We start from the raw sequence: 10,641 nt of genomic DNA on the forward strand, positions 1-10,641 counted from the left end.
TTTTATTATAAAACTAATTTCCTAAAGTATGGCAAAGTTTTACAAAGTTGGACTGTCTGCTATGATGATGTTTACTGTGGGTGCGAGTATGGCACAACAGAAAATTTCAATTACGGGGCGGATTACAGACAGTCAAGGAGCACCTTTATCGGGTGTAACGATTCGAGAAAAGGGTGGAAGTGTTTCTACTTCTACAAATGCAAACGGTACCTATTCATTGTCAGTTGGCTCCAATGCAACAATTGTCGTTTCCTATATCGGTTATCAAAATCAGGAAGTTGTTGTCAATGGACGCAATGTCGTCAATGTAACTATGGACGGTGCAAGTGCTGCCATTGATGAAGTTGTAGTCGTGGGGTACGGACAACAGAAGAAGGCGAAATTGTTAGGGTCGGTTGCGACGATTGATGGCAAGAAGCTTGAAAGTAGAGCGGTAACGAACGTATCTTCGGCACTTTCGGGGCTTGCAGCCGGTGTCCAAGTCAAAGTCGGTAATGGTAAACCTGGTAGTGATGGAGCAACCATCCGCGTACGCGGTACAGGTACCATGAACAATAATGATGCTCTTGTCATTATTGACGGTATTCAGGGGGTAATGGATGCAGTAAATCCGGAAGATATTGAAACGATATCAGTATTAAAGGATGCTTCATCTGCAGCGATATATGGTGCGCGGGCCGCGAATGGAGTTATTGTCATTACAACAAAGAAAGGAAAAGGTGGACAAGCGCCGCAAATAAAATATTCAGGTTTGTTTTCGAGAACAACGCCAAGCGCAAAGCCTGAATTTGTAAGCGATTATTTGAGACATATGAGCTTGTTTCAAGAGGCCGCAGAAAATATCGGCGAGAAAGGCCCATATACGCAAAGTGCTATTGATACCTGGACGGCGGCAAATGCTGATCCAAATGGTTTGACTGCTCAGGGCATACCAAATTATGTCGCATATCCGAATACAAACTGGGGCGATTGGATTTATGAGAATGCCTGGTTAAAAAGTCATAATGTCAGTGTTTTGGGGGGGAGTGAAAATATCCGCTACAATCTATCTGGAAGAATACAGGATAACCCTGGCATTATGCACAATACTGGGATGAAACGCTATGAAGGGCGGGTGAATCTGGAGACAGATGTTACCAACTTCCTGACCGTGGGTACACAGACATTTGTTGTTAAAGAAGAACGTTCTATGGCTTCAGATGCCAATCTGTATAATTTTTTGCGGCAAACTACACCAGGTATTTACCCAATGTATGACAGTAAGTTTGGAAGCGCTGTGCTCAGCTCCGGAGAATCATCTCAGCTGAACAATTTATTGACCTACCTTTACGATAATAAAGGAAGTAATGAACGTACACGGCTCAACGCAACCTTATTTGCAAATGTTAAACTTTGGAAGGGTTTGACATTTGAAACGAAATTTAATTACCAGAGCCGATTTGATGAAGTGAAAACCTGGTCTGATCCGTCACCACGGTATGACTTTTCAACCATGACGATTACGTCGACTCCTGTTAACCTTGCGACCTCGACGACTGGACAGTCCTATAATAAAATTTACAGAAAATCTTTTGATAACGTATTGCGTTATAACACGACGATTGGTAAACATACGATTGGTGCATTAGTTGGTCATAATGAATTTTATTACAACGATTCTGGATTTAGTGCTTCTACAAAAGGATTGATAGATGCTACCATTACTAATATCGGTACAGGAACCGAGATGAATAGCATCTCCGGCGCGGAATCTGATAACTCCATGCGTTCTTTTTTCGGTCGCTTTAGCTACGATTATGATGGGAAATATTTAGCCGAATTTAGTTTACGCCGAGATGGTTCATCAAAATTTGGTCTTGGCAAGAAATATGGTACTTTCCCTTCTGTTTCGTTAGGATATATATTGTCTAAGGAATCATTTATGAAGGCGGTAGATCCTTATTTGCAAGATATTAAAATTCGTGGATCGTGGGGTAAATTAGGAAATGATGGCGGAGACGATCTGAACGTATATGGATGGCATGGTGTGTATGGGCAGGTAGGTTATTCTTTCAACGGCGCGCAGGCTAATGGTCTTAGATTGTCACGTTTTGGCAATAACTTGTTGCAATGGGAAGATTCCGAAAATAAGGAGCTTGGATTGGAATTTGCAACATTAAACCGACGTGCATCCGTAGAACTAAGTTTATACGATCGTAAAACTTCAAATATTATTCGTACAGCACAAATGCCAATTACTGCGGGTACTGCTAGTGCTCCCTTTTATAACCAAGCCGCTATGCGTAATAAAGGAATTGAGCTTAACCTGAACTGGCGGGATAAGATCGGGGATTTCAGTTATAACATTGGTGGTAATTTCTCGTATAATAAAAATAAAGTTACGGAATACGAGGGTAAGCTGGTTCAAGGTATGGTTGATGACGGAACGGGAAAAATGGTATGGCAGACTAATTTAGGTGATGTATCTACAGGTGGTGTAAACCGAAGACTTGAGGGATACCAGTTGGATGAATTCTATTTACGTCAAGTATATAGAGGAAATGGTAGTTATTTTAATTCCGACGGATCCGTCAATGTTAACGGTGGACCTACTACAGGGATGATCCGTACGGATCAGGATTACGAGTGGGCAAAAGCGATGAAAGCTGCTGGTTATTCTTTTGTAACCTCATCTCAAGCCATTGCGGATAGCTATGGTTCGAATGCACGGATGTATTATGGAGACTTGATCTATGCCGATCTGAACGGAGATGGTATTTATGGAAATAATGCCGACCAGTACTTTACCGGAACGTCGACAAGTCCTAAATATATCTATGGATTTAATCTCGGATTCTCTTATAAAGGTCTTGATATGTCTATGATTTGGGCAGGAGAGGCTGGAGGACAGTATTATTGGACAGATGCTGGTTATAATAACAATGTGTTGATCCTTGGTAACCAGGTAACCACTCGTATTGCAGATGACCATTATTTCTATAACCCGGCGGCACCAAATGATCCACGTACCAATCAAAATGGATATTTCCCTAGATTGAAATACGGAACTTCTGCAGAAAATATCAATAATCAGGCAAGCGATTATTGGTTGTATAATGCAAATTTTTTAAAGCTTAGAAATTTGCAAATAGGTTATACGTTTGATAAGAAACTAACTGAAAAAGTTAAAGTACGTAGTTTAAGGGTATTTTTCTCTGGAGAGAACCTATTGATGTTTACTGATTTTCCGGGGTTAGATCCAGAAGTTGGTGCAGGAGCAGAATATCCAACAATGAAACAGTTTGCTTTTGGTTTGAATATTGGATTCTAAAAAGAGAAAGATTATGAAAAATAATATAAAAAAATATAATTTGTGGAGTAAAAAAATATTGCTTAGCGTGACTCTCGGTTCAGCAACATTGTTTTCTGCTTGTCAGAAGGATTTATTGGATACAGTACCTAAAACACAGGTATTGACCAATAATATGTGGCTAACTGAAAACCTTACGGACCAAGGTGTAAATGGTGTATATCAAGGTTTGCGCCTCGGTCAGATGCTTTATGTATATGATTCCTATGTTACTCTCCAAGGCCGGGATAATTCAACCTTGATGAATGCAACGGCAACAAGTTCATCGGGGATTTTTTCATCCACTTGGCAAAATTTATATGAAGGTGTTCATCGGAGCAATAATGCGATCTATGGGATAGCCAATGTGTCACCAGTGGGAGCAGAGAAAAAGGCTAAATTAACTGCAGAAGTAAAATTCTTACGCGCCTATTACTATTATCGATTGAATCAGTTGTATAAAGGAGTTCCTATTTATACCGATCCAATCGAATGGGACAAAGTTGATAAACCAAGGAATACTGAACAGGAAGTTTGGAGCTTTATCATTAAAGATCTCACGGATTGTATCAACGAAGCTCAGTTACCAAATCGCTATGATAAAGGAAATGCAAACTTTGGTAGGGTGACAAAATCTGCCGCTTATGCGCTCCGTGGCAAGGTTTATATGTATACAAAAGAATGGGCAAAAGCAATCGCTGATTTCGAACAGGTTAAAAACTTGGGACACAGTTTGTTTAGTAATTATGCGTCTCTATTTAAAGGAGATAATGAACAAAGTCCGGAGATTATATTTAGTATTCAGAATATCGCATTGGCAGGATACGGTTCGGATTATCAGTTCAGATTTGGGTCGCGCTCAGCATTTGGATCCAATTGGAATACTTATTTAGTACACCCTGATGCGGCAGACCGCTATCAACGCAAAGATGGATCTAAGTTTAATTGGGACGATTACTTGCCAGGCTATAATCAGATGGCACCGGGCCAAAGGGAGGTGTTTTTCCTTCGGAATAATTTGACTGCTACTGAAATATCGAATATAGAAAAACGGACGACAAACAAGCTTGATATGTCTTTGTATTTGCCTACCGGTAATGAAGAACGCCTGAAGAAAGCCTATGAAGATCGTGATCCTAGATTAGCTAGCAATGTCATTCTACCATATTCTACATTTGTGGGAGCCAATGGTGCAACAGATCAAACCTTTACTTCTAGATGGCCATATAGACAGGAGTTTGGTGGCGTGTTTGATTTGAGAACGGATATCGTCACTGATTTTTACTACTACCCACGTAAGTTTGTTTACGAAGGTGCTAATCCAGGTATCCCAAACAGAGAAGCTGGCGCATATGATTATATCGTCATGCGTTATGCGGATATCCTTTTGTTATGGGCGGAGGCATTGAATGAGTCGAAAAAACCAGGCGAAGCTGTGCTTAAGGTAAATGAGGTCAGAAAGCGTGCAGGAGTTGGAGAGTTATCGTTAGGAATTGGTGAGCAGGATCTTCGGAAAGAAATTCGTGAAGAACGCCGTCGTGAGTTGATGTGTGAAGGTGTTATCTATTTTGATGAGTTGCGTTGGAATACATTGAAAGAAACATCCTTTTACACAGGAAACGGCATTAAGCAAGCATGGGGAGGAGTCGTTTCTCCGTATGACTGGAGAGGTGATCAGCTCTATACATGGCCAATTCCACAAGTGGAACGGGAACGAAACACAGCCTTGACACAAAATAGTGGCTGGGACGATTAAGAAATAGGAGAAGATTTTTCTGTCTCCTGTAAAGAAGTTGTTATCAATCGCTCATGCAATCGTTTGCTCGAGCGATTGATTTCTTTTTGTTTGTTTTTTTTTAGTTAAAATAAAGATTTTTAATGTTTTGTGTAACACTTCGATTGTGTTCGTTATAAACCAATGTCAATGAAAAGAAGACTCTTATTAAAACTATTGGGCGGTGCCGGGATGGGAGCCCTGGCGACATCTTTTGCTGGTGAAGCGAAAGCCAATGTTACCGCGTCGGAAAGAAATAATTACCGCGAGAACGATCGTGCCTATTGGGTATCTATCTTACACAAGATGGCAGCTCCCATATTGAGCAATATCAGTAAGGAACAATGGCGTAAAAATATGCCGATGGAGGTGAGCCCGACTTTTGATAGTAGGGATCCCGGCGTTGGATACCTGGAAGCCTTTGGGCGTTTGTTGGCTGGAATGGCACCTTGGCTGGAATTAGCGGATGACGCAACCGAGGAAGGTAAATTGCGTAAAAAATTACGTGACCAAGCATTATTGGGTATACAATATGGTGTAGATCCAAAATCTCCGGATTATTTTACTTGGCGAGGACCTTCATCTCAGACCCTTGTGGATGCAGCGCATCTTGCACTGGCTTTTCTGAGAGCCCCAAAAGCTTTATGGCAGCCTTTGGACCAGGCCACTAAGCAAAGAGTCGTCGAAGAGTTTAAACTATTGCGCAAAATTAAACCGAATGAGAGCAATTGGCTGCTTTTTGCGGCAATGACAGAAACATTTCTTTACAGCATAGGAGAGGAATGTGCACGGGAAAAGATCGATTATGCGGTCAATAAATTTGATCAGGAATGGTATGTGGGGGATGGCTGGTATAGTGATGGTGCCCATTTTAGTTTTGACCACTACAATGGTTATGTGATCCATTGTATGCAGGTGGAGTCACTGCGTCATAACATTTCAGCGGGAGGAAAATACAAGGAAATGTATGAGCGAGCCTATAAACGAATGCAGCGTTATGCGCATCACCTGGAACGCATGATCTCTCCGGAAGGGCATTATGTCGTTGTTGGACGCTCCTCAACTTATAAAAATGCCGCATTCCAGCCTCTAGCGACTGTTGCTCTAGAAAATAAGCTGCCCGAAGATATTTCGAAGGGTCAGGTCAGAGCCGCATTGACCACGATACTCCGCCATATTTATATTGACAAAACCTTTGCACCCTCAGGATGGCTGCGTATGGGCGTAGTGGGTGATAAACAATCCAATCTCGCAGATTACTATACAAACGCAGGCTCGATGTATGTGGCCTCTCTGTCATTCTTGCCATTGGGGTTACCGGCAGACGATGAGTTCTGGACCTGTGCTCCACAACCCTGGACTTCCCAAAAATGCTGGAATGCTGAGCAATTTCCCAAAGACTATTATGTAAGTTATTAAACAAAAAAGAATAAAAAAGCAAAAGATTAAGGACTGGATAAAATGAAGATACAACACTATATTACGGGGGCTTTAATGATCGGATTAGGAATGCAGGGAATTTCCTGTTCCAGTCAGCGAAACTTAGGGACAGTGAAATTGGGGCTTGACAAAGAATTTGTCCGTAACAATTTAGAAGATGCACACAAACAAATCGCTTACCTCGCAGCATCGATCGGTGAATCGGATATGCCTACAACCTATAAAGATGGTAAATATGTGAATTGGGGTTCAAGCTGGTGGTGTTCGGGGTTTTATCCCGGTACAGTGCTCTATCTCTATGAATATACCAAAGATGAGAAGCTATTAACGGAAGCAAAAAGTAAGCTGAAGGAACTCGAAAAGGAAAAGAACAACAAGGGAACACATGATTTGGGTTTTATGTTGTACTGCAGCTTTGGTAATGCATTACGTTTGACAGGAGATTCAGCTGCTTATAAGGAAATTTTAAGTACCGGAGCAGCCTCATTGGCGACCCGTTTCCACGAAGCACCCAAAACTATCCGTTCATGGGATGGGGGCAAAAACTGGGATGGCCAGCCTTGGACTTACCCAGTGATTATTGACAACATGATGAACCTGGAGTTTCTGACGGAAGTTTCCAAAATGACAGGTGATAAGCGTTATCGTGATATTGCGGTGCAACATGCCAATACAACGATGGTCAATCACTACCGAAAAGATTACAGTTCCTACCATGTCGTGGATTACAATCCAAAGGATGGAAGCATTATTTCGAGAAAGACTGCTCAAGGTGCGTTTGATGAGTCTGCATGGGCTAGGGGACAGTCTTGGGGACTGTATGGTTATACGATGATGTACCGCGAGACCGGCGACAAGAAATATTTGGAGCAAGCTCGACATATTGCACAGTTTTATCTGAATCATCCCAATCTTCCAAAAGATCTGATACCTTATTGGGATATGGACCAGAACAAGCTTACTCCGGATAGTAAATATTATAGCCAGAAAGATCTTCGTGATGTGTCGACCGCTTCGGTGACCGCTTCGGCTTTGCTGGAACTGGCGCAATACACAACAGGTGGTGAAAGCCAGCTGTATATCTCAAAGGCTGAGCAGATGTTGCGGTCTTTATCATCTAAACCCTACAAAGCAGATTATAAAGAAGCCGGTGGCTATATTTTAAAACATAGTGTTGGTTCGATTCCACATAAAACAGAGGTTGATGTTCCTTTAACCTATGCTGATTACTATTATGTAGAGGCATTGGTTCGGTATGATCGGTTGCTCCAAGGAGAAAAGGTAATCAAGCCATAGAAACTATCATAAGTGCCTAGTCTTTGAAACAATGTTTGATTTATTGTTTCAAAGACATGATAATAATTCTATTGAATACTACAATTTTTAGAGCGAATTTTTTATTAGGTCACAATAGATCATGAACCATAAACATATATCAAATCCTGCTCCTTTGATATGGAAAGATGGTTCAGTTCTTATCGTTTTTAAAGGACGTAGCCGTGGAAAGAACTATCCATTTCAGAGCGAGCTAAAAAGAGGTAAATAGCCAAGAGAAATTTTCATTGGGAGGATCTCTTGTTCAGGGCTGTTCCATTAGTAGCAATAGATAAACAATATGATCTACATCTCCCGGATGTATTAGAGGCATATTGTTCCAATTATAAACTACCAATATCATAAATCTAACAAAGAATGAGAACAACAAACAGTAAACTCAGATTCATTGCAGTCGCACTGATGAGCACACTTTCGGCAATGATGGCCTGTCATAAGGATATGCTAAAGCCCGAAAGCTCTATTGCTCAGCTGCAAAAAAAAGCAGCTACTTTTGATTCCGCAAATGAGGTCAGCCTTTTGCCCGTCGCAGATGCGTATGTTCAGGATGGGACTAACGCCAGTACCAATTATGGTGATAATAGTTGGCTGATTGCCAAAGATGATGCTCCAGGTTATCGAAGGGATATCTATCTGCGTTTTGATCTGACCGCATTGCCCAGCAATGTTGCTAGTGTACAGTCAGCACGTGTTGAATTGGCTGGTGGGGTTTCCAGTGCTGCGGATACAGCAAATGCCAAGTGGCTGTACTACACAACGCTTGAAAAAGATTGGGGTGAGAAAACGATCAATTGGAATAATGCGCCAGCGACAGGGACAAAGCTTGGAGAAGTCAATGGAAAACTAAAAGTTACAAATGGAATTGTCTATCTCGATATTCCCTCCTCAGTGATTCAAGAAGCTTTGGATTCGGACAGAAAATTGTCTATTAAGATTGTCGCACAGCGAAAAACCTCCGGTTCTACTTCATTTTATTCCGACTTTCAGTCTAAAGAAGCACAGGATGTGGGACTTCGACCAAAATTGAAAATTGATTATACAGCATCGGGGCCAAACTTTTATAGCAACCTAGTCATGGATAAAGTAACCTTTGACTCCATTCAGCTTGATCTAGCAACATTATCCGCCGCCCAAACGCTAATAAACAATCAAGTTACTGTTAAAGCAAATGATGCATTGAATACAGTTCCTGTTCCGGTTGCAAAAATTTCAGATCCCGATGGCAAGAATAAAGTGCAGACTGATGCAGCTAAGGTGTATTCGTTGGCGCTACAATATTTTTTGTTTCAGGAGCAGGCAAATGCAGGGCAATATGTTGATAAGGCGAAGGAATTTCTTCTTTCTTGGGCAGCCGTTAACGCAGCAACAAGCCAAACTCCCGATGAAAGTATATATCTTCCATTTCTTACAGGATATTCACTTATTCGTGCAAAAATTGATGCTAACAGCAGGATGACGATCGACAATTGGTTACGGACAAGATATAACTTTTACAAAACTCAATCGGTCAGAACCAATAATTGGGAAACTATCCGTAATCTGTTGATGATTGATATCGCTTATATACTGAATGATGGAGCGCTTATCAACCAAGCGACGTCAGATTTTAGTACTCATCATAATAAAAATTATCGTGCGGATGGGGCTAGCATAGATTTTCTTGGCAGGGATGCCTTTGCCTATCATGTGTATGATCTAGAGTTTATCGGACAGATTGGTCGCACTTTTTATATCAAACGAGGCCGGCATATGCTTGATAGTTTGGTAAATCACCGTGCTACAAAATGGGTTAATTTAAGAATTAATCCCAATGATACGCCAGTCTTGGGTGGATCTATTAGGGATGCGGTCTCTTTTATGGCCCCTTATGTCTTGGATCCTGACAATAATATTCATCTTGAATTTGTCAACACCGAATGGGCTCCTGACAAAACTAGAGCTGATTATAATAAACCGTTTAATGCGGCAGGATCCAGCTATGCTTTTGTCCAGATGGCATCCATTATGAAAGGCGAGATGTTCGGTTTCCTGAAAAAGTTAAATCCTAGTTTCAACAGATATACTGATTTGCGTTACTATATTAACTCTTATGGGCCATCTTTAAGTACTTCGCCTATGACCAATGTGACATTGTATGGTGATACTCCTTTCCGTGGCTGGTATAAACAGCTTGGCATTGGAAGTTACAGTCTTACTGATTTGCAAGGACTGGGTGTTACGAACGACCAACTGAGCAGTATTAGTATTCCAAAAGGTTTTAAGGTTACACTCTATGAAAATGGAGATTTTACAGGAGATTCTGCGCTATTAACTGGACATACCATTGATTTGTCAATCTTAAACTTTAACGATAAGACATCTTCGCTGTTGATTGAATATCTTTAGTCAATTTATCTAAATGAAAAGGTGTTTTTTGTAATTATAGTGTGTGCTTGACCTATGTCCATTTCTTCTATGTAGAAACATTGGTGCGATATGACCGGTTGCCCCTTGGAGAAAAGGTAATCAAGCAATAAGAGCTATTTTTTTTGAGTTTTCAACAAAGTTATTAACACGATGTGGAAAAGTGAAGTATGTAAGGTACTTCACTTTTTTTGTTTTATAGGATTGAACCCGCTCTATCTTACGACATGTTTCTTCATGTCGTATTTGATCCTATTCTCTGTCAAATACAGGCTCTTTCGTCTAGTGCACATAACAATATCTAGCTTATATCAATTTCTATATTAACAGGGCTTTTATAGGGGTATAACAGGGGGTTAGC

The 10,641-nt window shown here is 40.9% G+C and carries 5 protein-coding genes; all 5 read left to right on the top strand.

The window, feature by feature from the left end; all coding sequences use genetic code 11:
- Positions 1-28 precede the first annotated feature (28 nt).
- The 5 genes from B2X72_RS02145 to B2X72_RS02165 all read left to right on the top strand — a co-directional run bounded on the left by B2X72_RS02145 (position 29) and on the right by B2X72_RS02165 (position 10,262).
- Positions 29-3,310 carry a SusC/RagA family TonB-linked outer membrane protein gene (locus B2X72_RS02145; protein ID WP_286848186.1) on the top strand — a complete coding sequence of 1,094 codons (3,282 nt, stop codon included), beginning with the start codon at positions 29-31 and terminating at the stop codon, positions 3,308-3,310.
- A 13-nt stretch (positions 3,311-3,323) separates the two neighbouring features.
- Positions 3,324-5,084, top strand: coding sequence for a RagB/SusD family nutrient uptake outer membrane protein (locus B2X72_RS02150; protein ID WP_286848188.1), 1,761 nt, complete (start codon positions 3,324-3,326; stop codon positions 5,082-5,084).
- 168 nt (positions 5,085-5,252) lie between these two features.
- Positions 5,253-6,521, top strand: coding sequence for a DUF2264 domain-containing protein (locus B2X72_RS02155; RefSeq protein ID WP_182983482.1), 1,269 nt, complete (start codon positions 5,253-5,255; stop codon positions 6,519-6,521).
- Positions 6,522-6,563: 42 nt separating this feature from the next.
- Entirely contained in the window at positions 6,564-7,838 is a 1,275-nt protein-coding gene (locus B2X72_RS02160; protein ID WP_286848190.1) for a glycoside hydrolase family 88 protein, read from the top strand.
- Positions 7,839-8,234: 396 nt separating this feature from the next.
- A complete protein-coding gene (locus B2X72_RS02165) occupies positions 8,235-10,262 on the top strand; it encodes a DUF7594 domain-containing protein (protein ID WP_145327165.1) in 2,028 nt (675 codons plus the stop codon).
- The last annotated feature ends 379 nt before the right edge of the window (positions 10,263-10,641 follow it).

It is taken from the genome of Sphingobacterium sp. UBA7253 (assembly GCF_002472745.1).
GTDB classification, from domain to species: domain Bacteria; phylum Bacteroidota; class Bacteroidia; order Sphingobacteriales; family Sphingobacteriaceae; genus Sphingobacterium; species Sphingobacterium siyangense.

Coding starts and splice junctions, on each gene's coding strand:
- B2X72_RS02145 (WP_286848186.1), top strand. CDS start 29: ATGGCAAAGTTTTACAAAGTTGGACTGTCTGCTATGATGATGTTTACT.
- B2X72_RS02150 (WP_286848188.1), top strand. CDS start 3,324: ATGAAAAATAATATAAAAAAATATAATTTGTGGAGTAAAAAAATATTG.
- B2X72_RS02155 (WP_182983482.1), top strand. CDS start 5,253: ATGAAAAGAAGACTCTTATTAAAACTATTGGGCGGTGCCGGGATGGGA.
- B2X72_RS02160 (WP_286848190.1), top strand. CDS start 6,564: ATGAAGATACAACACTATATTACGGGGGCTTTAATGATCGGATTAGGA.
- B2X72_RS02165 (WP_145327165.1), top strand. CDS start 8,235: ATGAGAACAACAAACAGTAAACTCAGATTCATTGCAGTCGCACTGATG.